The 22,133-nt window shown below is 70.1% G+C and carries 17 protein-coding genes; 11 read left to right on the top strand and 6 right to left on the bottom strand.

What is annotated here, in order from left to right:
* Position 1 precedes the first annotated feature (1 nt).
* Entirely contained in the window at positions 2 to 823 is an 822-nt protein-coding gene (locus ASD79_RS21105) for a DUF2306 domain-containing protein (RefSeq protein WP_056725325.1), read from the bottom strand.
* Between the two features lie 107 nt (positions 824 to 930).
* Between ASD79_RS21105 and ASD79_RS21100 the strand changes: the two genes are divergently transcribed.
* On the top strand, positions 931 to 1,944 hold the full coding sequence (locus ASD79_RS21100; RefSeq protein WP_056725323.1) for an AraC family transcriptional regulator: 1,014 nt from the start codon (positions 931 to 933) through the stop codon (positions 1,942 to 1,944).
* Here ASD79_RS21100 and selD read toward each other — a convergent pair.
* The gene (gene selD, locus ASD79_RS21095; RefSeq protein ID WP_056725321.1) at positions 1,941 to 2,993 is read right to left on the bottom strand and encodes a selenide, water dikinase SelD; all 1,053 of its coding nucleotides are present in this window, start codon (positions 2,991 to 2,993) and stop codon (positions 1,941 to 1,943) included. The genes ASD79_RS21100 and selD overlap by 4 nt on opposite strands.
* Positions 2,994 to 3,127: 134 nt before the next feature.
* Here selD and mnmH point away from each other — a divergent pair, with 134 nt between their 5' ends.
* Positions 3,128 to 4,213: a tRNA 2-selenouridine(34) synthase MnmH gene (mnmH, locus tag ASD79_RS21090; RefSeq protein ID WP_056725319.1), complete on the top strand. Its 1,086-nt coding sequence runs from the start codon at positions 3,128 to 3,130 to the stop codon at positions 4,211 to 4,213.
* Entirely contained in the window at positions 4,210 to 5,817 is a 1,608-nt protein-coding gene (locus ASD79_RS21085) for a GMC family oxidoreductase (protein WP_082585061.1), read from the top strand. Before mnmH ends, ASD79_RS21085 begins: the two co-directional genes overlap by 4 nt.
* 163 nt (positions 5,818 to 5,980) lie before the next feature.
* On the opposite strand, the gene ASD79_RS21080 is transcribed toward ASD79_RS21085, so the two are convergent.
* Positions 5,981 to 8,488, bottom strand: coding sequence for an ATP-binding protein (locus ASD79_RS21080; protein WP_082585056.1), 2,508 nt, complete (start codon positions 8,486 to 8,488; stop codon positions 5,981 to 5,983).
* Between the two features lie 195 nt (positions 8,489 to 8,683).
* Between ASD79_RS21080 and ASD79_RS21075 the strand changes: the two genes are divergently transcribed.
* The 7 genes from ASD79_RS21075 (at position 8,684) to ASD79_RS21045 (ending at position 16,737) form a co-directional block, all read left to right on the top strand.
* Positions 8,684 to 9,898: an NADP-dependent isocitrate dehydrogenase gene (locus ASD79_RS21075; protein WP_056725312.1), complete on the top strand. Its 1,215-nt coding sequence runs from the start codon at positions 8,684 to 8,686 to the stop codon at positions 9,896 to 9,898.
* A 520-nt stretch (positions 9,899 to 10,418) separates the two neighbouring features.
* Positions 10,419 to 10,919, top strand: a complete 501-nt coding sequence (locus ASD79_RS21070; RefSeq protein ID WP_082585055.1) for a spore coat U domain-containing protein — start codon at positions 10,419 to 10,421, stop codon at positions 10,917 to 10,919.
* A complete protein-coding gene (locus ASD79_RS21065) occupies positions 10,919 to 11,635 on the top strand; it encodes a molecular chaperone (RefSeq protein WP_056725308.1) in 717 nt (238 codons plus the stop codon). Before ASD79_RS21070 ends, ASD79_RS21065 begins: the two co-directional genes overlap by 1 nt.
* Positions 11,613 to 14,021 (top strand): fimbria/pilus outer membrane usher protein, encoded by a 2,409-nt coding sequence (locus ASD79_RS21060; RefSeq protein ID WP_056725306.1) that lies wholly within the window; start codon positions 11,613 to 11,615, stop codon positions 14,019 to 14,021. Before ASD79_RS21065 ends, ASD79_RS21060 begins: the two co-directional genes overlap by 23 nt.
* Positions 13,996 to 14,988: a spore coat U domain-containing protein gene (locus ASD79_RS21055; RefSeq protein WP_056725304.1), complete on the top strand. Its 993-nt coding sequence runs from the start codon at positions 13,996 to 13,998 to the stop codon at positions 14,986 to 14,988. The genes ASD79_RS21060 and ASD79_RS21055 overlap by 26 nt, the downstream gene beginning before the upstream one ends.
* Positions 14,989 to 15,084: 96 nt before the next feature.
* Positions 15,085 to 15,657 carry a DUF2939 domain-containing protein gene (locus ASD79_RS21050; protein ID WP_056725302.1) on the top strand — a complete coding sequence of 191 codons (573 nt, stop codon included), beginning with the start codon at positions 15,085 to 15,087 and terminating at the stop codon, positions 15,655 to 15,657.
* 99 nt (positions 15,658 to 15,756) lie between these two features.
* On the top strand, positions 15,757 to 16,737 hold the full coding sequence (locus ASD79_RS21045) for an AEC family transporter (protein WP_082585054.1): 981 nt from the start codon (positions 15,757 to 15,759) through the stop codon (positions 16,735 to 16,737).
* A 51-nt stretch (positions 16,738 to 16,788) separates the two neighbouring features.
* Here the strand turns inward: ASD79_RS21045 and ASD79_RS21040 are convergent, their stop codons facing one another.
* From ASD79_RS21040 to ASD79_RS21030, 3 genes are all read right to left on the bottom strand, one after another.
* On the bottom strand, positions 16,789 to 18,180 hold the full coding sequence (locus tag ASD79_RS21040; protein WP_056725300.1) for a nicotinate phosphoribosyltransferase: 1,392 nt from the start codon (positions 18,178 to 18,180) through the stop codon (positions 16,789 to 16,791).
* A gap of 70 nt (positions 18,181 to 18,250) precedes the next feature.
* The gene (locus ASD79_RS21035; protein WP_056725545.1) at positions 18,251 to 19,285 is read right to left on the bottom strand and encodes a bifunctional nicotinamide-nucleotide adenylyltransferase/Nudix hydroxylase; all 1,035 of its coding nucleotides are present in this window, start codon (positions 19,283 to 19,285) and stop codon (positions 18,251 to 18,253) included.
* 51 nt (positions 19,286 to 19,336) lie between these two features.
* Complete coding sequence (locus ASD79_RS21030; protein WP_056725298.1) at positions 19,337 to 20,149, bottom strand: AraC family transcriptional regulator; 813 nt, start codon at positions 20,147 to 20,149, stop codon at positions 19,337 to 19,339.
* On the opposite strand from ASD79_RS21030, the gene ASD79_RS21025 reads away from it, so the two are divergent.
* On the top strand, positions 20,148 to 22,001 hold the full coding sequence (locus ASD79_RS21025) for an aspartyl protease family protein (RefSeq protein WP_056725296.1): 1,854 nt from the start codon (positions 20,148 to 20,150) through the stop codon (positions 21,999 to 22,001). The two genes, ASD79_RS21030 and ASD79_RS21025, sit on opposite strands and share 2 nt — an antisense overlap.
* Positions 22,002 to 22,133 lie beyond the last annotated feature (132 nt).

Here is a 22,133-nt window from a genome sequence, read left to right as displayed (position 1 = left end):
CTCAGGTCATGCGCGGCAGCCACATCCCCATCGCGGCGTCGAAAATGCCGATGCCGACCCCGGCGGCGAGCACGAACAGCGCGCCGGCCATCATCAGCTTTCCCGGCGGTCCGGAACGATCCCGGGCGCGCAGGTAGACCTCAAGCACGGCGAGCGGCACGAGGTAGCAGCCGAACGCCCAGAACCGCACGAACGGTCCGTCGAAGTCCTTGCCGATGCCGACCGGTCCCTGGTTCAGGAGGATCCACAGCATCAGCCCGACCCGGAAGAACCACACCCCGCTAACCAGGACGAAGGTCCGCAGGGCCCAGCGGCGATGGACGTCGATCCGGCGGGCCATCGCATGGCGCCAGGCCAGCACGGCGCAGGCCAGGATCAGCACCCCGTTCAGGCTGATGCCAATCCGCATCAGGGGGCCGCCGGCCGTTCCCCGGGTCCAGACCATGTAGAGCCCGGCCAGGCTGATGACGATCGCGGTCAGGATGTAGAGGCGGCCGTTCCAGCGGTGGAAGGGCCGCGCCCGGGCCCGGAGCCAGGGGATCAGTTGCAGCGGTCCGCCGACGGTGATGACCACCGCCAGCAGGAGGTGCGCGCCCAGCACCACGTTGCCGACCGTCCCGCCCCGCACGTAGCCGCCGACCAGAACCTCGTTCCAGCGCTCGAAATTCCCTTGGAGCGCCGCCCCGCCGTAGAAGGACACCACATAGGCCACGAAGGCCCACTGTCCGACCACGGCGACCAGGAACCAGAAGACGGCCGACGCCCCCAGGACCTTGTCCGCCGTCAATTTCGAACGTTCCGCCAAAGCCGTCGTCGCCGTCATTCCGGTTCCCCAAAGCCCTTGCCGGGAAGGGATATCCCGCACAGGTTCGAGGGCCCATGACGGCCGTGACCAGAAAACATGGCTTTCGGTTTCAAGAGGACGAAACCATGCCCGAGCCCACCGTCTCCGCGGGGTACGTCAACAACCTGATGCAGTACGCCCTGTCGCGGGGCGCCGGCGCGGAGGCCCTCGCCGCGCGGTCGGGCATAGGGCCGGGCGACCTGAAGGACCCCGACAGCCGCATCCCGCTAGCCAGCTACGTCGCGCTGATGCGGGCCGCCAAGGCGCTGTGCGGGGAGCCCGCGCTGGCGCTCCGCCTGGGGGCCACCAACGATTTCAAGGAATTGTCCGTCGTCGGACTGATCTGCTACGCCGCCCCGACCATGGGCGAGGCGCTGATGGAGCTGAACCGCTACGGCCGCCTGGTCGCCGAGGTCGACGTTCCGGTGAAGGGCGGCCGGTTTCAATTGGCGCGGCAAGATGGCGAGCTGTGGATGGTCGACATGCGCGCCGACCCCAACAGCTTTCCGGAGATGACGGAATCGACCTGGTCGCGGTTCATTTCCGAGACCCGTCGCCATTTCCCCGACGCGCCCTTCGCCAAGGCGGTGCACGTCACCCATCAGGCTCCGGAACACGCCGCCGAGTACGAGCGCGTCCTGGGGGTCCCGGTGACGTTCGGCAGCGACCGGAACGCCATCATGATTGACGCTTCCTGGCTGGGCATCCCGCTGCACAACCCAAGCCGCTACGCGTTCGGCGTCCTCAGCGACCACGCCGACAAGCTGCTGAAGAGCCTCGAGAACGCCCAGACCCTGCGCGGGCGGGTGGAAGGCCTGCTGATCCCCATGCTGCACAAGGGCGACGCCGGCATGGCAAGCGTGGCCAGGCAACTGGGTCTCAGCCGCACGTCGCTCTATCGTCGCCTGAAGCAGGAAGATGTCAGCTACGACCTGCTGGTCGACGACCTGCGCCACCGCATGGCCCTGCACTATCTGAGTGGCGATAAGACCTCGGTGAACGAGACCGCCTATCTGGTCGGCTTCTCCGACCCGAGTTCGTTCTCCCGGGCGTTCAAGCGCTGGACGGGGGCCAGTCCGCGGAACCGGAAAGCGCTCTAACCCCCGTTCACCACCCTCACCTCCGGCGCCCCCGCGACCATCCGCCCGACGACCCGGGCGGCGCCGAACCCGGCGTCCACGACCTGGCGCAGGACGGCCGCCGCGTCCTCGGGGGCGACCGCGATCAGCAGGCCGCCGCTGGTCTGCGGATCGGCCAGCAGGTCGCGCCGCCAGTCCGGCGCGGCGGCGGGCATCTGGACGGCCGCGCCATAGCTGGCCCAGTTGCGAACAGCGGCGCCGGTACGCACCCCGGCCCTGGCCAGGGCCTCGACCTCGGTCAACAGCGCGGGCGCGCCGGCGTCGAGCTCGGCCGCCAGCCCAGCGCCGCGACACATTTCCAGCAAGTGGCCCAGCAGGCCGAAGCCAGTGACGTCGGTGACCGCATGGACTCCCGCGACGTCGCCCAGCACCGCCCCGACCGTGTTCAGCTGGGTGGTGGTGGCGATCAGGGCCGCATAGCCCTCGTGCGACAGGCGCTGTTGCTTGAACGCCGCGCTCAGCACCCCGACGCCCAGCGCCTTGGTCAGGATCAGCACGTCGCCGGCCCGCGCGCCCCGGTTGGACAGCACCCGGTCGGGGTGGACCAGGCCCAGGGCGACCAGGCCGTAGATCGGCTCGACGCTGTCGATGGAGTGGCCGCCGGCGATCGGCACGCCCGCCGCCGCGCACACCGAGGCCCCACCGGCCAGGATCGCGCCGATCGTCTCGACCGGCAGCTTGTCGATGGGCATGCCGACGATCGCCAGGGCGAAGATCGGCGTCGCCCCCATCGCATAGACGTCGGACAGGGCGTTGGTCGCGGCGATGCGCCCGAAGTCGCGGGGGTCGTCGACCACCGGCATGAAGAAGTCGGTGGTGGCGACCAGGGCCTGCTGGTCGTTCAGCCGCCAGACGGCCGCGTCGTCCGAGGTTTCGGTCCCGACCATCAGGTTGGGAAACAGGCCGGCGGCCGGCGACTGGGCGAGGATGTCGCGCAGCACGGCGGGCGACAGCTTGCAGCCGCAGCCGCCGCCATGGGCCAGGGAGGTCAGTCGAACGGGATCGGACAAGCGGACAGCTCCTGGAACATCGCCGTGGGACCTTACGATTCCCCGGCGGGTCGCGCATAGTCGCCACCCAGAAAAGCAGCGATGACGAGACCCGGCAGGATGACGATCGACCCATGGCGGACGCCTGACCGGACATGAAGCCGCTCCAGGTCCTGGCGACCGCCGATCCCGCCGCCCTGGCGGCCTTTGACCAGATCATCGACGTGCGCAGTCCAGGGGAGTACGCCCAGGACCACCTGCCCGGCGCGATCAACCTGCCGGTGCTCGACGACGCCCAGCGCGCCGAGGTGGGAACGATCTACGTCCAGGAGTCGCGGCTGCGGGCCAACCGGATCGGCGCGGCCCACGTGGCGCGCAACATCGCCCGCCACCTGGAGACCAGCCTGGCCGACAAGCCCGAGGGCTTCCGGCCCCTGGTCTATTGCTGGCGCGGCGGGCAGAGGTCCAACGCCATGGCCACCATTCTGCAGCGGGTCGGCTGGCCGACGACGGTCCTGAACGGCGGCTACAGGACCTATCGCCGCTGGGTGCAGGCCAGGCTCTACGACGTCCCTTGCGACCTCGACCTGGTCCTGCTCGACGGCGACACCGGCTCGGCCAAGACGGCAATCCTGAGCGACCTGGCTCGCCAGGGCGTGCAGACCGTCGACCTGGAAGGCCTGGCCTGTCATCGCGGCTCGCTGTTCGGGGCGGTGCCCGGGCAGCCGCAGCCCGGCCAGAAGCTGTTCGAAAGCCAACTGGTCGCGACCCTCGACGCGCTCGACCCCGCCCGGCCAGTGGTGGTCGAGGCCGAGTCCAGCAAGATCGGCAACCGGGTCGTGCCGCCGATGCTGTGGGAGGCGATGCGCCGCGCGCCCCGGATCGAGGTCACCGCCCCCCTGCCTGAGCGGGCCCGCTACCTGGTCGAAGCCTATGGCGATATCGCCGACCAGCGCGAGGCGCTGCTGGCGATCCTGGAACGCCTGCCGGTCCATCCCAGTCAGAAGCGGCTCGCCGCCTGGCGCGCCCTGGTCGACCAGGGCGCGCTGACCGCGCTGGCCGAGGCGCTGATGGCCCTCCACTACGACCCCGCCTATGCCCGCGAGCGTCGCAAATCGGGGCGGGAGCCCCTGGCGACCCTGGCTCTGGACCGGTTGGATCCCTCGGCCCTGGGCCGGGCGGCGGCCGAGATCGCCGAGATCGTCGCCACCCGCCCTCCCTCTGAATGGCCCGGGCCATGACGGTCGAAACCTACGACTACATCGTCGTCGGGGCCGGGTCGGCCGGCTGCGTCCTGGCCAACCGCCTGTCGGCCGATCCGCGCCGCCGCGTGCTGGTGCTGGAGGCCGGCGGCCGCGACGACTGGATCTGGTTCCACATCCCGGTCGGCTACCTGTTCGCGATCGGCAATCCCCGCTCGGACTGGATGTTCAGGACCGAACCCGTGCCGGGCCTCGACGGGCGAAGCCTGGCCTATCCCCGGGGCAAGGTGATCGGCGGGTCGTCGGCCATCAACGCCATGATCTACATGCGCGGCCAGGCGGCCGACTATGACGGCTGGCGCCGGCGGGGCCTGGCCGGTTGGGGCTGGGACGACGTCCTGCCGCTGTTCATGGCCCAGGAAGACCACATCGCGCCGCCGTCGCCCCTCCACCGCTCGGGCGGGGAATGGCGGGTGGAGCATCCGCGCATGCGCTGGCGGGTGCTGGACGCCTTCGCCGAGGCGGCGGCGCTGGAGGGCATCCCCGCCAGCCCCGACTTCAACGGCGGCGACAATTTCGGGGCCGGCTACTTCCAGGTCAACCAGCGGGCCGGCCTGCGCTGGAGCGCGGCGCGAGGCTTCCTCAAGCCGGTGCTGTCGCGGCCCAATCTCGACCTCAAGACCGGGGCGCTGGCCACCCGCGTGATCATCGAGGACGGTCGCGCCGTCGGCGTCGCCTGGACCGAGAACGGCCAGGCTCGCGAGGCCCGGTGTCGCGGCGAGGTCGTGCTGACGGCCGGGGCCGTCAGCACGCCGCACCTGCTGGAGCTGTCGGGGATCGGTGACGGAGCCGTGCTGTCGCCCCTGGGACTGCCGACGCTTCGTCACCTGCCAGGTGTGGGCGAGAACCTGCAGGACCACCTGCAGATCCGTCCGGTCTACCGGGTCAGCGGCGTGCCGACCCTCAACGCCCTCTACGCCTCGCTGTGGCGCAGGCCGCTGATGGCGCTGGAATACGCCCTGACGCGGCGCGGTCCGATGTCGATGGCCCCGTCGCACATGGGGGCGTTCGCGCGCAGCAGCCCGGAACACCGGACGCCCAACGTGCAGTTCCATGTCCAGCCGCTGTCGCTGGACCGGTTCGGCGAGCCCCTGCATGCCTTTCCCGCCATCACCATCAGCGTCTGCAACCTGCGCCCCACCAGTCGCGGCGCGATCCATGCCCGCGCCCCTGATCCCACCGTCGCGCCGCGCATCCAGCCCAACTACCTGTCCACCAACGAGGACGAGCGGGTGGCGATCGATTCGATGCGGCTGGTCCGCCGCGTCGTCGCCCAGCCGCCCCTGGCCCGCTATGGGCCGGAAGAGATGGCGCCGGGCCTGGCCACCGACGACGACGCCGGACTGCTGGCCGCCGCCCGCCAGTTGGCGACCACCATCTTCCACCCGGTCGGCACGGCCAGGATGGGCCTGGCCGACGACCCGATGGCGGTGGTCGACGCCCGCCTGCGAGTGTTCGGGGTCGAGGGGCTGCGGGTCGCCGACGCCTCGGTGATGCCCGCGATCACCTCGGGCAACACCAACACCCCGACCCTGATGATCGCCGAGAAGGCGGCGCGGATGATCATCGAGGATGGGCGGTGAGCGGGGCTAGAGCCGAAAAACCTCTGTCATCCCGGACGAGCGCGCAGCGCGAAGATCCGGGACCGGCGCGTGAACTCAGAGCTTCCGGCGGTCCCGGATCCGCGCTTCGCTTGTCCGGGATGACAGGTTTGTTTGCTCGAAAGGCTTGGCGAGCGTCCGCCCCCTACTCCACCCCGCCGACCACCACCGTCCCGCGCTTCATCCGCACCCGCGCCAGGGCCTCGAGCAACTGGGCCGGCCGCATCGGCTTGGCCAGATGCAGGTCGGCGCCCACCGCCTTGGCGGCGGCGATGTGTTCTTCCATGGCGTTGGCGGTCAGCATGATCAGCAGGACGGGCGGCGCGCCGGCCGCGGCTTCGCGCTCGCGGATCAGGCGGGTGGCGGTCAGGCCGTCCATCACCGGCATCTGCATGTCCATCAAGACGGCGTCGAACGCGCCGGGCTGGAAGACGTCCAGCGCCGCCTGGCCGTCCTCGACCATGGTCAGCACGACCTCATAGGGCCGGAGCACGATCTCGACGACCTTCTGGTTGGTCGGGTGGTCCTCGGCGACCAGCACTCGCAAGCCTGCCAGCGAGACGTCCTCCTCGTCGCCGACGTCGTCGTCCTCCAGCGCCTGGACCCGCGGCAGCGGCAGGTCGACCTGGAAGATCGCGCCGCGGCCGACCACGGCGCGGGCGTCGATCCGGCCGCCCATCATCTCGGCCAAGGCTGCGCAGATCGACAGGCCCAGCCCCGTGCCCCCGAACTGCCGGGTGATCGACTGGTCGGCCTGGACGAAGCGCTTGAACAGGCGCCGGCGCACGGTGTCGTCGAAGCCGACCCCGGTGTCGCTGACCGCGAAACTCAGGCCATCCTCGGTGGGTTCGACCGTCAGGCCGATGGCGCCCACGGCCGTGAACTTCACGGCATTGGCCAGCAGGTTGTTGAGGATCTGACTGATCCGCCCGGCGTCGCCCAGATAGGTTCCCTCGACGCCCGGCTGCAGCGACCAGCTGAAATCCAGGCCCTTGGCCTCGGCCGTGGCCCGGTGCAGCTCGGCGACCCCGCCCACCAGCCGCGTCAGGTCGAACGGCGCGGCGGACAGCTGGAACTGGCCGGCCTCGATCTTGGAGACGTCGAGAATGTCGCCCAGCACCTGCTCCAGCAGCCGACCCGACGAGGTGACCAGGGCGGCCAGCTCACGGCGGCGCTCGGGATCGGACTCCTCGGCCAGGCGGTCGCCGATGGCCAGCACCCCGTTCAGCGGCGTCCGCAGCTCGTGGCTCATATTGGCCAGGAACACCGACTTGGCCTGGTTGGCGCGCTCCAGCTCGATGGTGCGTTCGGCGACCCGGTCCTCCAGCGAGCGCAGGAGCTCGATATTGCTGTCGCGCTGGCTGCGCAAGGTGCGGGCCAGGGCTCCGATCTCGTCGGTGCGGGCCTCGATCGGCGCGGCCTCGGCGACGTTGCCGGTGCGATGGGCGTCGGCCAGCACGCCCAGCGGCCGCTCCACGGTGATCCGCATCACCCGGTAGAGCAGCGCCACCTGGACCACGACGCCCAGCACCCCGAACAGCAGCACCCAGGACGCCGTCTTGACCGCCGACCACACCAGGGTGTCCGACGGAAAGCTCATCAGGAAATACCAGTCCGGCTCCTTGAGCCGGCCATAGGCGATCACCCGGTCCTTGTTGCGGATGGCGCCGACGTCGTCGCCGCGCACCCGGATCTGGCGGACGATGTCGGCCACGCCCTCGCGGGCCTGGGCGCGCACCAGGGTCTGGGAGTCGACCACGCCGTTGTTGGCCAGGCCCGGCGCGGCGATCAGCTCGCCGTCCGACGAAACGATCATGTTGCGGCCGCCCGGCAGGGCGTCCTCGACGGCCCGCAGCAGGTAGGAGTCCAGCGACAGGCTGGTGCCCCAGGCCCCCAGCTGCCTTCCATGATAGTCGAAGGGCGTCATGCAGGCCGAGTTCAGGCCCCGGCCGCTAGGGTCGGAGATCAGCTTGCGCAGCTTGGTGCACTTCATCACCCGCTGGCGGTTCTGCTCCGGCAGGGTCAGCAGGGTCATCTCCTCGCCGCTGATGTCCAGGGTCGGCGGGGCGCCGTGGCGATAGTACATCAGCCGGTCGGCGCGCTTGGGCCCGAACATCACCAGCCGGGTCTCGGGCGTGAAGAAGTAGAAATTGTCGTAGCGGTTCAGCTCCGCCTCGCCGGTGTGGGACACCACCTGGGCGGCGGCCAGGAACAACGCCTTCTCCCGCCGGGTCAGCCGGTCGGCGTCGCGCAGATAGCCGCCGACGCCATAGGTGTAGTCGCCGTCGGCCACTCCGCCGTCATACAGCCTGTCGGCCGTGCGCCGGGTGCCGTCGCCATGCTTGGGGAACTGGGCCTCGAACTCGGCGTCCACCGTGCGCGGATCGATCGCCGCCAGCCGGCGGGCCAGGGAGTCGGAGGCAGCCTCGTGCACCTTGACCAGGTCGGAGAACAGGCGGTCCTCGGTCTTGACCCGCTCGCCGACATATTCGGCCAGGTGGCGGATCTGGACGTCGGCGGCGCCGCGCTGCACGAAGACGAAGGTCACGGCCGTGGCCACGCCGGTCACCGCGATCGACAGGATCGCGACGATCGCCAGCAGTCGCCGGGCGAGCGGCGATGTGACCTCGGTGATGGCTCTGCGGCTCTCCACCCGTGTTCGTACCCTACGAAGCCTCAACAAGCGTTTACGCGGGAATTCAACGCGCAAGACGCCGAAAGCAGCCGCGCGCCCGCCTCGCCTTCCCCCCCGGCTCGCAACAGTCTATAGGCACGCCGTCCGCGCCGCTCCTTGGCCCTGTGCGCCAAAGAGTCACAGGCGCGCCACCGCGAGAGGAAAGACCCCGCAATGGCCAAGATCAAAGTCGCCAACCCCGTCGTCGACATGGACGGCGATGAAATGACCCGGATCATCTGGAAGCTCATCAAGGATAAGCTGATCTTCCCGTACCTGGACCTGGAGCTCGACTATTTCGACCTCAGCGTCGAGAACCGCGACGCCACCAACGACCAGGTCACGATCGACGCGGCCGAGGCGACCAAGAAGCACGGCGTGGCCGTCAAGTGCGCCACCATCACCCCCGACGAACAGCGCGTCACCGAGTTCAATCTCAAGAAGATGTGGAAGTCGCCGAACGGCACGATCCGCAACATCCTGGGCGGCGTGATCTTCCGTGAACCGATCATCTGCCAGAACGTGCCGCGCCTGGTGCCGGGCTGGACCCAGCCGATCATCGTCGGCCGCCACGCGTTCGGCGACCAGTACAAGGCCACCGACTTCCTGTTCCCGGGCAAGGGCACGCTGTCGATCAAGTTCGTCGGCGAAGACGGCGAGACCATCGAACACGAAGTGTTCAAGGCGCCGGGCGCCGGCGTCGCCATGGGCATGTACAACCTCGACGAGTCGATCCGCGATTTCGCCCACGCCTCGTTCGCCTATGGCCTGAACCGCAACTATCCGGTCTACCTGTCGACCAAGAACACGATCCTCAAATACTACGACGGTCGCTTCAAGGACATCTTCCAGGAGATCTACGACGCCGAGTACGCCGAGCGCTTCAAGGCCGCCGGCCTGCACTACGAGCACCGCCTGATCGACGACATGGTGGCCTCGGCCCTCAAGTGGTCGGGCGGCTATGTCTGGGCCTGCAAGAACTACGACGGTGACGTGCAGTCGGACATCGTCGCCCAGGGCTTCGGTTCGCTGGGCCTGATGACCTCGGTGCTGATGACCCCGGACGGCAAGACGGTGGAAGCCGAGGCCGCCCACGGCACCGTCACCCGCCACTACCGCCAGCACCAGAAGGGCGAGAGCACCTCGACCAACTCGATCGCCTCGATCTTCGCCTGGACCCGTGGCCTGGCCCACCGCGCCAAGCTTGACGACAACGCCGAACTGGCCGCCTTCGCCCACACCCTGGAGAAGGTCTGCGTCGACACCGTCGAAAGCGGCTTCATGACCAAGGACCTGGCCCTGCTGGTCGGCGACAAGCAGTCGTGGCTGACCACCGAAGGCTTCCTCGACAAGATCGACGAGAACCTGAAGAAGGCGATGGCGGTCTAACCGACTCTACCCTTTCGAAACCACACGACGCCTCTCCCGCAAGGGAGAGGCGTTTTGCGTTCTGGGTTCCGATGACTTTTCGGAGCCCCTCATCGGCTCGGTGTCGGGCGGCGACGGCAATGACGGTGTCACGCTCGATGGCGCGACGGTCGGCGGATCGCTGAGCGGTGACGCCACCTTGCGTTGGTGGGGGCGTCGTGGCCTGTGCGACATAGTGACCACGCCCTTGCCGACACGCGATGTCCGAGCCCTAGCGGGGGGCTCGGCGGCGACTGCGGGCCCGACAGCCCGGCCGAAACGAACTTTCCCTTACCCGGACAGGGCTGGCGGCTCTCGCTGGCAGAACGCGGTTACGCTACCAAGACGTCACCCGGAAAGGTTTTCAGGGGCGAACAAACTCAATCGTGCGGCGAGTCGTCACACCTCACCCCGACCCAAATTAACCTCTCGTTAACAAATAAGGTTCCAACACTCACGTGTATTTCCAGGCACTCAAGATTGTCAGCGCGATAGGTGGGCCATGTTTAGAAAATATCTTTTTGTTTTCGCCCTTACATCTCTCTCGGCATTGAGCGCTGCGTCAATTTCCAATGCCGCCACAGCGACGAGTTCTTTTCAAGTAAACTTGACCATTCAAGGCGAATGCAAGGTGCAGTCGGCTTCGAACGTGGATTTCGGCTTGCACGGCGTCATCGACAGCAACATCGACACCACCAACGCGATCGGCGTCCAGTGCACCAACTCCACGCCCTATACGGTGGCGCTGGGCGCCGGCGCGGGCACCGGCGCCACGGTCGGCAGCCGCAAGATGACCAGCGCCGCCAACGACACCGTGACCTACACGCTCTATCGCGACGCCAGCCGGTCCCAGATCTGGGGCGTCACCCAGAACGTCGACACCGAGGCCGCCACCGGCAACGGCGCGGTCCAGACCTACACCGCCTATGGGCGCGTCGCCGCCCAGTCCACTCCCGCCATGGGCGCCTATAGCGACCTCGTGTCGGTGACGATCACCTACTGATGCGTGGCGGGGCCGCCCTCGCCATCCTGCTGGCCGCCACGCTCGCCGCGGTCCCCGTCTCCCATGCGGCCCACGCCTCCACCCTGCGCGTCAGCCCGGTCGGCCTGGACCTTCCCCCCGGCCAGAACGCCGCCACGCTCAACCTGTTCAACGACGACTCCGCGCCGCTGAACGTGCAGGTGCGGGTGTTTCGCTGGAGCCAGCGAGACGGCAAGGACGTGCTGGAACCCGCGACCGGCGTGGTCGTCAGTCCGCCCATCGCCAAGGTGGCGCCCGGCGCGGCGCGCACCGTGCGTGTCGTCCGGCTGGATCCCAAACTGCCCGAGCGGCAGGAAGCCTATCGCCTGATCGTCGATGAACTGCCCCCGCCGCTGGGCGAAGGCGCCCGGTCGGTCACCCTGCTGATGCGCCACTCCATTCCGTTGTTCTTCGCCGCGTCCGGCGACCGCGCCAAGATCGAATGGCGCCTGATCCAGTCCGAAGGCGGCCCGGCCCTGCTGGCCAGCAACACGGGCGCCCGGCACCTGCGGATCGCCAACCTGCGCATCCGCGACGCGACCGGCGCCGTGCTGGCCGAACGCAAGGGCCTGGTCGGCTACGCCCTGCCCGGTTCGAAGATGACCTGGCCCACCGGCGCCTTCCAGGCCGCGCCGGGCCTGCGCCTCACCGCCGACACGGACGCGGGTCCGATCGATGCGCCGCTCCCTGGCGATTGAGGCGGCGGTGCTGATCATGGCCGCCGCCACCCTCCGATCTCCCGCCCTCGCCCAGGACGTTCCACCGCCCTCGCGCTCTGCCCCGACGGCGATCACCCAGGATTTGCAGCTGGAGGTCTGGATCAACGGACACGGCACGGGCCTGGTGGCGGCCGTCACCCGCGACGCCGACGGTCGATTGTCGATGAGCGCCGACGAGATGCGGGCCGTCGGCCTGTCGCCGCCCCCCCCACCCCAGGGACGTCCCGGCCCCGTCGACCTGTCGGCCTTGCCGGGCCTGCGCGCCACCTATGACGAGGACGGCCAGCGACTGCTGGTCGAAGCCGCGGCCGATACGCTGCGGGCCCAGCGCTTTGACCTGGGTCCGCCGGGACTCGACGGCCTGAACGCCCGCCAGGACTTCGGCGCGGTGCTGAACTACGCGGTTTCCGCCGACGGCGGACAGGGCGAGGCCGGCGGCAAGGCGGAGCTGGGCTCGCTGGGCGTCGCGCTGGACGCCAGGCTCTTCGGCCGCTTCGGCGCCATCACCTCCGCCTTCTCGGGCATCCACGTCTCGGGTCACAGCGACCTGGTTCGCCTCGACACCGCCTGGAACTGGTACTCCCCCCGCCGTGCCCTCGACATCCGGGCCGGCGACTTCATCAATGCGGGCTTTTCCTGGACCCGTCCCATCCGCATGGCCGGGCTGCAGGTCCGGCGCGACTTCTCCACCCGCCCCGACCTGATCACCATGCCCTCGCCGCGCCTGTCAGCCAGCGCCGCCGCGCCCTCGATCCTCGACCTCTACGTCAACGACATACCGGTGTTGTCGCGCCGGGTCGGGGCCGGACCGATCGAGATCGACGGCCTGCCGCCGACCCGGGGCTTCAGCGAGGCGCGCCTGGTGCTGCGCGACGCGGCGGGACGCCAGACCACGGTGACCGCGCCGTTCTTCACCACGCCGTTGCTGCTGCGCCGGGGCTTCGTGGACTACGCCGCCGAGGTGGGGTTCGCCCGCCGCTACTTCGGCCTGCGTTCCAACGCCTACGCCAACCCGCTGCTGGCCGCCGGCAGCGTGCGCTACGGCCTGCTGGACAGCCTGACGCTGGAGGGCCACGCCGAGGGCGGCGCGGGCCTGGCCAATCTGGGCGCGGGCCTCGCCGTCCAGCTGGGCGGTCTCGGCGTGGCGGGCGTCTCGACCTCGGCCAGCCGGGAGAAGGATCGCCAGGGCGCCTTGACCTCGGTCGTCTTCGACAGCCGGTTCGCCGGCCTCTACGTCTCGGCCATGGCGATGCGGGCGACGTCGGGCTATCGCGACCTGGCCTCCGCCACCGCGATCCAGTCCTGGCGTGACGTCCGGGGGGACGCCGACACGCCGCCGCGCGAGGTCAACCAGGTCACCCTCTCCGCCCCCATCGACCTGACGCCCTACCGGCGCGGCGGCGATCCGGCGACATTCAGCCTGAGCTATTCGGACCAGGAGACCCAGGCCGGCATGACCCGCGCCGTGTGGACGGGCTCGCTGCGCCAGACCCTGGGCCGCGGCCTGACCCTCTACGCCTCGGGCTACGCCTCGCGCGGCGAACGCCGTGACACCGGAGCCTTCTTCGGCCTGGCGATTCCACTGGGCGGGGCCACCTCGGCGACGATCGGGGCCGAGGCCCAGGGCGGCGACGCCATCGGCTTCGTCGAGGCCAGCAAGGCCGAAAACCAGAGCCAGGGCTCCAGCGCCTGGCGCCTGCGGATGGAGCAGGGCGCGCGGTCCCGGATCGAGGCCCAGGGCGCCTATCGCGGCCGCACGTTCCGCGTGGCGGGCGCGGCCCAGAACATCGACGGCGCCACCCGGGCCCAGGTCCAGATCGACGGCGCCCTGGCCTGGCTGGGCGGAGCCCCCGCCCTGGCCAACCGCCTGGACGGGTCGTTCGCCATGGTCGATGTCGGCGCGCCGGGCGTGCCGGTGCTGTTCCAGAACCAGAAGATCGGCCAGAGCGGCCGCGACGGCCGGCTGGTGGTGCGCAACCTCTCGGCCTTCGACGACAACAAGATCGCCATCGACCCGCGGATGCTGGCGCTGGACCTGGAAGCCGCCGACACCGAAAAGCTGGTCGTGCCGATCGACGGCGGCGGCGTTCTGGTCCGCTTCGGCGTGGCCAAGAGCCCGCCCTCGGCCCTGGTGACCCTGCGCCTGGCCGACGGCGGTTATGTTCCGGCCGGCGCCGAGGCCGCCCGGTCCGGCGCGAGCGAGCGCACCATCGTCGGCTATGACGGCCAGGTCTTCCTGACCGACCTTCACGCCACCAATGACCTGACGGTCTATCTCGAGGACGGCGTCACCTGCGCCGTCCGTTTCACCTTTTCTCCCGGTCCGAAGGGAGGTCCCGGTGTCGTGGAAGCGCTCTGTCGCTAAGATCCTGATCCTGCTGGTCCTCGGCCTGGGGATCGGCGCGTCCGGCTGGCTGGCCGTTCCGACGTCGGCCCAGGCCGCCACTTGCAGCGTAAGCGTCGGCAACGGCAGCTTCGGCACGAACATCAGCCCCCTGACCGCCGGCACGGTCGACACCACGGCCACCCTGAACTTCAGCTGTTCAGGCCTGACCCCCGCCATCCCGGTCACGCTTTGCCCGAACCTGGACGGCGGTTCCGGGGGCGGCGACGGTTCGGGCGGGCGACTGCTGAAACTGTCGCCTGGCGTCACCCTGCCGTTCCAGATCTATCAGGACAGCGGCCGTTCCCAGCCCTGGGGATCGACCGTGCAGCCGGTGTTCGGCACGCCCCCGACCATCACCGCCACCCCCGGGCTGGGCGGCACGATCAACGTCTCGCGCACGCTCTATGGGCGCATCTGGATCCAGACGACCACCGCGCCCGGAACCTATTCCAGCGACTTCGTGGGCGAGACCTTCCTTTGGGGCCTGAATCTCCTGAGTTGCTCGGGCGTGACGGTGGGCTCGACCGTGACGCCGGCCCTGTTCACCTTCAGCGCGACCCTGGTCCCCGACTGCCAGGTCACCGCCGGCAATGTGGATTTCGGAACCTCGGGCGTGCTCAGCGCGGCCAAGGACGCCCAAGGGTCGCTGGGCGTCACCTGCACGTCCGGCTCCCCCTACAGCGTCGGCCTGAACAACGGTCTGACCGGAACCGGCCCCACCCTGCGCAAGATGAAGAAAGGGGCGGAGACCGTGACCTACGGCCTCTACAAGAACGCCGCCCGCGACCAGCCGTGGGGCGACCTCGCCCAGGGGGCAGGCTTCGTGTGGAGCGGCAGCGGCACGGGCGGATCCCAGCCCTTCACCGTCTATGGCCGCGCGCCGGCCCAGACGACGCCCTCCCCCGGCGCCTATGCCGACACCGTCGTCGCCACCGTCACCTACTGACGAGGCGGCCTCCGACAACGGTTTTGGGCGAACGACCTTGCGGCGGCCCCGCGAACCGCCTTCTATGCGGCGTTAACTCTGCGGCGGGGGCGCGCGATGACCATTCAGAAGCGATTGTGGGACCTCGTGGTCCTGGCCATCGTCGTGTTCGCCACCGCCTTCGCCACCGCGCCCTGGTTCGCCTTTCGCGCCCTCAAGGCCGCCGCCCAGTACGAGGACGTGCAGGCGATCAGCGAGCTGGTCGACTTCCCCGCCGTGCGCCGCAGCCTGACCGCCCAGTTGAACGAGACCGCGCCCGCCGCGGCGCCCGCCGAGCCGCCGTCGATCTGGCGCGATCCCCTGAACGTCTTCAAGCGCGCCATCGAGCCGATCGCCCCGCCCGAGCCCAAGGTCGACCGCTATCTGACGGTGGCCGGCCTGTCGGCCCTGACCCGCGGCTATGCGCCCGGCGCGGCCCCGCCGCCCGCCAGGCCGGCGACGGCGACCGACAGGGTCAAGGCCGCCGTCGCCGGGCCGCATCCCACCATCGCCTATTGGGACCCCAACCGGGTGCGCATCGCGATCAAGCGTCCCGGTCGGCCGGCCCAGGCGACCGTCTTCACCTTCCGACGCGGCAAGCTGTTCGAGTGGCGGCTGGTGCATGTGCGCCTGCCGGCCGACGAGCGCTAGCTTGAGCGCTACGCTGGACCGCTCGCCGTCGCCAATGGTATCGACAGGCGGCCCTTCCGGGCGGAGACCGCCGCGCTTGCGCCCTACCCCGTTAAACCCGTGACCGACCTTTTGCTCGACGTGCCCCAGCGGGTGCTGCCGTTCTTCATGCTGGTGGCGGCCGGCGTCGTCCTGGCGCGGCTGCGCCTGTTCGACGCGCGGATGTCCACCGGACTGTCGACCTATGTCTACTGGATCGGCTTTCCCGCCCTGCTCATCCACTCGCTGTCGCGGGTCGGCGCGCCCGACCGGGCCCTGGCCCTGGGCCTGACCGCCTATGGCGCCTGCGCCCTGCTGGTGGTGGCCCTGATGGTCACGGTCGGCCTCGCCCTGCGCTGGACGCGCGAGGAGCGGGCCGGCGCCGCCTTGGCGGGCGGCCTGGGCAACAGCGCGTTCCTGGGCCTGCCGATCGTCGTCTCCGTGCTCGGCCCCGAGACCGCGCGGCTGTCGGCCGGGGTGGTGGCGGTGGACTTCGTGGTCGTCGCCGCCGTCGGCGTCGGCCTGCTGGGCTGGGCCGGCGGCCGCTCGACCTGGCGCTCGCTGATGCAGGCCCTGCGCAACCCGATCGTGCTGGCGGCGATCACCGGCACGGCCCTGGCCTTGCTGGGACTGTCCCTGCCCGGCATGCTCGACCGGGCGGTGGCCGCCGCGGCCGCCTCGGGCAGCCCCGTGGCCCTGGTCGCCCTGGGCGTCGCCCTGGGCCTGACCGGCGAGCCGATCGCCGGCGAACCCTGCGAGCCCGCGCCCGAAGAGCCCGCCCCGACCCCGCGCTGGGGTCCGATCATCCTGGCCGCCGTCGCCAAGCTGGCGATCCTGCCGGCCGCCGCCTGGATCGCCACCGGCCTGGTCGACGCGCCGCTGGGCTTCCGCCTGGGCGCGACCCTGATGGCCGCCACCCCGACCGCGGTCAACGTCTTCATCCAGACCAAGGCCCACAGCGTCTTCGAGCGCGGCGGAGCCCGGACCGTGGCCCTGACCACGGCCGTGTCCTGCCTCACCTTGTCGGCCGTCGCGGTGCTGCTGGCGCGGATGGCGGTCTAGGCTCGACGCACGATCGGGGACAGGCGCATGCGCCTGTCCCCACTCATCGCCTCATCCCGCCGCCGCCGCCGCCGCCCGCACCTGCGCCAAGGTCAGGTCCACCAGCAGCTCGCCGTCGCGAAACACCGGAACCAGGGCGTTCTCCCCGCCGTCGAGCGGCGCGAACCGCGCGCCGTCGACCGCCACCGTCTTCCAGCCGTCCGATCCGCGCGTCAGCCCCAGCAGCCCGCGCTTGGAGCGCTTGCCCGCGTCGGTGACCGGGTCCTTGAAGACGTCGCGCCACACCCCGTCCACCTCGACGGCGCTGGCCTTGTAGGCGAAGCGCTGGGTGTCGCGGTCCAGCTTCTGCAGCAGCGCCCCGCCCATGCCGAAGGCGATGTTCTCGGCGCTGAAGCCGTCGGCGATGGTGCGGTCGAGGATGGCCTGGATACTCTCCGGATTGACCCCGTCGCCCTGGATCACCCGCACGGTGTTGAGCACCTTGTAGCCCTTGCCGTTCAGCGTGGTCCCGAACCGCTCGGCGAGCAGGGCCAGGGTCTTGGCCACCACGGTGACCGGGTCTCCGCTGTCGGGCCGCACCACCAGGGTCGCGCCGCTGTCGATCACTTGCTGGCGCAGGGTCTCGCCCCACAGGTGCTCGATCGCCGCGTAGAGGTCGTAGCTGTCGGAGACCACGGCATAGGTCGCGCCCGGCTTGCCGAACCGCGCGATCATGTTGGCGTAGGCGTCGACCTCGTGCTCGCGGCCCCAGCTGGTGATCGTGCTGTGCTCGGCGGCGGGGATGCTGAACCCAGCCATCGGCTCGCCGTAGAACCGCCGGCCCGCGACGATCGCCGACAGGGTGTCGCTGCCTTGGAAGCTGACCAGGTGGGCCAGCCCGCCCAGGGCGGCGGAGGCCTCGCTGGATACGCCGCGCGCCCCGAAATCGTGCAGCTTGAACGGCAGTTGACCCTCGACGTCGTCGGCGGTCTTTTCCAGCGCCGCCTTGATCGCCTGGCGGACGCTCCAGCTGATCGTCGCCACCGTCACCGGGTACCAGACCCGCAGCAGCGCGGTCTCGACATAGCTGGTCAGCCAGAAGAAGTCGGGATCGTTGTTGACCACGGTCATCATCGCGTTGTGGGTCGGAATGACGCTGCCCTCGGCCACCGCGCGGATCTCGATCGGCAGCCGGCCGCCGTGGCGCGCGACCAGCAGGTCCCACCCGACGCGATTGAACGGCAGGCCGTGGGCGGTCAGCAGTTCCTCCGCCTCATCGACATGCGCGGTCGTCACGGGGGTCAGGAACTCGGACTTCAGGATCGCCTGCAGGCCGAAGAACAGCGTGGCGTCATGGGCCCCGCCCCGGCTCTCGACATAGGAGAACACCCGCGTCGCGCCCGACGGGTACTGCAGATGGTGGCTGGTCTTGTAGCTGTCGGTGTTGAGGATCGGGTTGATCATGACGGAAGCTCCTTCACGTCGCTAAAGGGCGCCACGGGGTCTGTCCCCTTGGCCCGGGAAATACCTGCGGTCAGGCCGCACCGAGGAAGTGCTCGAGGATGTGGAAGTGGTCCTCGAACAGAGCGCCGCGCATCCGGCGAGCCTCGGCCACCGGCGTCCAGCGGGCGCGGGCCGCGTCGTCGCCGCCACGCACGGCCGGCAGAGGTCCGGCCGGGAACTCGAAGTGGAAAGCGTGGGTGATGGTGCGGCCACGCAGCGAACGGTCGGGGTGGTCGAACACGCCCTGGGCCTTCAGCCCGCCGCGCAGCACCGGCGCGGGCAGTTTCAGCCGGGTCTCTTCGCGCAGCTCGCGAAGGGCGGCGTCCAGCACAGTCTCGCGCGGATTGACGAAACCGCCCGGCAGCGCCCACAGCCCCTTGCCCGGCTGGGCCTTGCGCTTGACCAGCAGCACGTGGCCGGAGTGGACGACCACGGCGTCGGCGGTGACGAAGGTCGGCGCGTAGGGCGCGACAGACCACGCGGCCTTGTAGGCCTCGACATGGGCGAACTCGTCGGCCACCCGGCCATAGGCCTCGGTGGTGCGGAAGGCCTGGATCATGCCCAGCACCGGCCCCGGCACGTTGGCCTCCAGCAGGCGCAGCGCACCGGGATCGTCGGCGAACAGGTGGCGGCGCAGGTCGGTCGCCGACAGCATGGCGGTCTGATCGACGTCGATCAGCGCCCATTGCGGAAAGGCCCGCAAGTAATAGCTGGAGGCGTCCTTCTCGTGGCCGATCAGCGCGACGCTGGCGTTCACCGCCCCGCCGTCCTCGGCGATAGCGCCGGCGACGCTGTCCTGGACGTCCGCGATCCAGGCGGTCTCGTTGTAGAGGTGGTCGACCAACGGGCGGAGGATCAGCCGGCCGGCGTCGGGGCCGAGCGCGGCGCGGATCATCACGGCGCGTTCTTCGAAGGTCCAGGGATTGCGAGCGCTGCGGGGGGCCTGCGCCGAGCCGATCAGCACGATCACGCGGGGCGCTTCGTCGAGCGCACGGCGGATCACCGATAGATGTCCCAGGTGAAAGGGCTCGAACCGCCCGACATAGGCGACGTAGGCGTAACGCATCATGAGGCTCCCTCATGCTATGGGCGTCCGGTCTCCCCGGACACGGTCAAGCTAGAAGAATCCGGAAGGCGATGCAACCGTGGATCGCGCCGCGCGCAGGCGATAAGGCGTCAAGCCCGTGAGCGCGGCGATCGCCCGCGTCATGTGGGCCTGGTCGGCGAAACCGCAGTCGCCGGCCGTCTGGGCCAGGCTGAGGGCCGGGTCGTCCAGGGCGGCCAGGGCGCGATGCGCCCGCGCCGTCGCCCGGAACCGCGCCGCCGTCACCCCGAACTGTTGCTGGAAGCCGCGTGCGACGCTGCCAGGATGCAGCCCCGTCGCGCGCGCCCAAGCGGCGATTGGCAGGTCGGGGTCGGCCAAAAGCTGGCGAGCCAGGACGTCGGGCCAATCCTCGTCGACCAGCGCGGCGGCTTGAAATCCTTCGGCCAGGGCCTGAACCGCCTCGTGGGCGTCGTTGGCCGCCAAGCGCGCCAGCAGGTCGGGGTCGGAGAACCGGCCGCGCGTCACGCCGACAACGCCCGGCGGCAAGGGCAGCACCAGCACCTGGGCGCCGCGTCGGTCGATCTCGTCCAGATGACTTTCGAAAGCCCGGTGCAGGATCAGGTCGCCGACGGTTACGCGGTGCCGGCCGGTGTCGCCCGCCTCGACATAGCCGCCCGCCAGCACCACGGCGGCGAAGCCGACGTCGTGGCGGTGGCGCGGCAGGCGCTCGCCCGGCGGATGCGAGAGCCGCCCCGACTCGACGGCGCGGACGGAAGCGTGGCGAACAGGCAGTTGGCGGCCCCGGGGCGGATGTGAATTCGGTTCAAGACCGTCGTTCGGCCGCGATGATAGGCAGACGGTCTTCGTCGCGCAAAGGCCGTCCATGTTCCTGCCCCTGCTTTTGTCCTCCGCCGCCGTCCCCGCGATCTGCGCCGCCGACACGCCGCCCGCCGCCGTGTTCGCCGCCAACCGGCGCGCGGTGCTGGGTGGGGGCGCGGCGGACAAGGAGGCCGAGGGGGCGACCCTGGTCGTGCGGCGGGCCTATGCCGGCCAGGGCCTGACCGGCGAGGTCGAGACGACCAGCGACACCGCCACCGGCCTGTTCGTCGAGCGCTACCGGCAGGGCCCGACGACCGGCGCCAGCGCCTTCGACGGCAAGATGGCCTGGATGCAGGACCTGTCCGGCGCCGTCACGCCCCAGGCCGGCGGCGACCGCCCGGCCGTCGCCGTCAACCAGGCCTATCGCAACGCCGACCTGTGGTGGCGCGCCGACGCCGGCGGGGCCCGCATCGATTCCCTGGGCGTCGAGCCCGAGGGTCGCCGCGTGAAGGTGACGCCCGCCGGCGGCAAGCCCTTCGAGGCCTGGTTCGATTGCACGACCGCCCATCTGGCCCGCGTGCGCGAGACCCAGGGCTTCATGACCTTCGACTTCCGCTATGCCGACTATGTCCGGCAGGCCGGTCGCGCCCTGCCGAAGGTCGCCACGATCGACGACGGCGGCGGCGAGGCCAGCCGGCAGACCCTGACCCTGGTCTCGGCGACGCGGGAAGGGGCCCGTCCCGCGTCGGCCTACGCCCTGGCCAAGGGCGCGCCTCGGGACTGGACCCTGCCGGCCGAGGGGCGGATCACCGTGCCGTTCCGGCTGGCCAACAACCACATCTTCGTCGACGTGAAGGTGGACGGCAAAGGCCCCTTCCCGTTCCTGGTCGACACCGGCGGGCACGGCATCCTGACCTCGCCGACCGTCGCCGCCCTCGACCTGAAATCGGAGGGCTCCATGACCTCCGGCGGGGCTGGTGACGCGCCGCCGTCCAGCGGCTACGTCCAGGTGCGCCGCCTGGACCTGGGCGGCCTGACCTTCCGTGACCAGACGATGCTGAAACTCGACTTCAGCCCCAAGCCGGTCGAGGGCTTCCAGGTCGGCGGCATGCTGGGCTTCGAGATGTTCCGCCGTTTCGTGACCATCATCGACTACGACAGGAACGAACTGACCCTGATCGATCCCGCGCGGTTCACCCAGGCCGATCGGGCCCGGGCCGGAGTGGCCGTGCCGTTCGTGTTCTACGACCACATGCCGCAGGTGGTCGGGCGGTTGGGCGAGCTGTCGGCCCGCTACAACATCGACACCGGGTCGCGTAGCGAGGTGACCATCGCCCGGCCGTTCGTCGAGCGCGCCCGGCTGCGCGAGGTCTATCCGAACGGCGTGGCGGCGGTCGACGGCTGGGGCGTGGGCGGACCCTCGCGGTCATATGTGATCCGCGCCACGTCGCTGAGCCTGGGCGAGGTCACGATCGCCGCGCCGGTGGCGGGCCTGGCGACCCAGGGCAAGGGCGTGTTCACCGACGAGAACTTCGAAGGCAATATCGGCAGCGGCCTGCTGAAGCGCTTCGTGGTCACCTTCGACTATGACCGGCAGCTGATGTACCTGCGCCGGATCGCGCCGCCGCCGGTCGATGCCGGAACCTTCGACCGTTGCGGGTGCTGGCTGAACCTTGCCGACGCCGGCTTCGAGATCAAGGACATCGCCCCGGGCGGCCCAGCCCAGGCGGCGGGCCTGAAGGTCGGCGACCTGGTCACGGCGATCGACGGCGCCCCGGCCGGTACCGTGTCGCTCTCGGACGCCCGGGCGGCGATGCGCGTCGTGGCGGTCGGCCGGCCGATCCGGATCGACTACCGTCGGGACGGCGTGACGGGCGAGGTGATGCTGACGCCTCGGGATCAGGTTCCGGCGCGTTAGCAGAGCATTCGCCGGCTAGTTTGGCCCCAACAAAATCCGCTCATCCCGGCGAATGCCGGGACCCAAGGTGATTGTCCTGACGGAGCTCTGAGCTAGGAACCGCACACGCCGCTTGGGTCCCGGCTTTCGCCG

Origin of the sequence: Caulobacter sp. Root655, from assembly GCF_001427665.1 — a bacterium.
In the GTDB taxonomy this organism is placed as follows: domain Bacteria; phylum Pseudomonadota; class Alphaproteobacteria; order Caulobacterales; family Caulobacteraceae; genus Caulobacter.
Note: the sequence above shows the minus strand (reverse complement) of the source record. Positions and strands in the feature narration are given on the sequence as shown.

What these genes read in the sequence shown, in the direction of transcription:
- ASD79_RS21030 (WP_056725298.1), bottom strand. Translation starts at nt 20,149, where the DNA reads ATGGACGGCCTTTGCGCGACGAAGACCGTCTGCCTATCATCGCGGCCG.
- ASD79_RS21085 (WP_082585061.1), top strand. Translation starts at nt 4,210, where the DNA reads ATGACGGTCGAAACCTACGACTACATCGTCGTCGGGGCCGGGTCGGCC.
- ASD79_RS21070 (WP_082585055.1), top strand. Translation starts at nt 10,419, where the DNA reads ATGTTTAGAAAATATCTTTTTGTTTTCGCCCTTACATCTCTCTCGGCA.
- ASD79_RS21035 (WP_056725545.1), bottom strand. Translation starts at nt 19,285, where the DNA reads ATGCGTTACGCCTACGTCGCCTATGTCGGGCGGTTCGAGCCCTTTCAC.
- ASD79_RS21025 (WP_056725296.1), top strand. Translation starts at nt 20,148, where the DNA reads ATGTTCCTGCCCCTGCTTTTGTCCTCCGCCGCCGTCCCCGCGATCTGC.
- ASD79_RS21075 (WP_056725312.1), top strand. Translation starts at nt 8,684, where the DNA reads ATGGCCAAGATCAAAGTCGCCAACCCCGTCGTCGACATGGACGGCGAT.
- ASD79_RS21105 (WP_056725325.1), bottom strand. Translation starts at nt 823, where the DNA reads ATGACGGCGACGACGGCTTTGGCGGAACGTTCGAAATTGACGGCGGAC.
- ASD79_RS21100 (WP_056725323.1), top strand. Translation starts at nt 931, where the DNA reads ATGCCCGAGCCCACCGTCTCCGCGGGGTACGTCAACAACCTGATGCAG.
- ASD79_RS21060 (WP_056725306.1), top strand. Translation starts at nt 11,613, where the DNA reads ATGCGCCGCTCCCTGGCGATTGAGGCGGCGGTGCTGATCATGGCCGCC.
- ASD79_RS21050 (WP_056725302.1), top strand. Translation starts at nt 15,085, where the DNA reads ATGACCATTCAGAAGCGATTGTGGGACCTCGTGGTCCTGGCCATCGTC.
- ASD79_RS21040 (WP_056725300.1), bottom strand. Translation starts at nt 18,180, where the DNA reads ATGATCAACCCGATCCTCAACACCGACAGCTACAAGACCAGCCACCAT.
- ASD79_RS21065 (WP_056725308.1), top strand. Translation starts at nt 10,919, where the DNA reads ATGCGTGGCGGGGCCGCCCTCGCCATCCTGCTGGCCGCCACGCTCGCC.
- mnmH (WP_056725319.1), top strand. Translation starts at nt 3,128, where the DNA reads ATGAAGCCGCTCCAGGTCCTGGCGACCGCCGATCCCGCCGCCCTGGCG.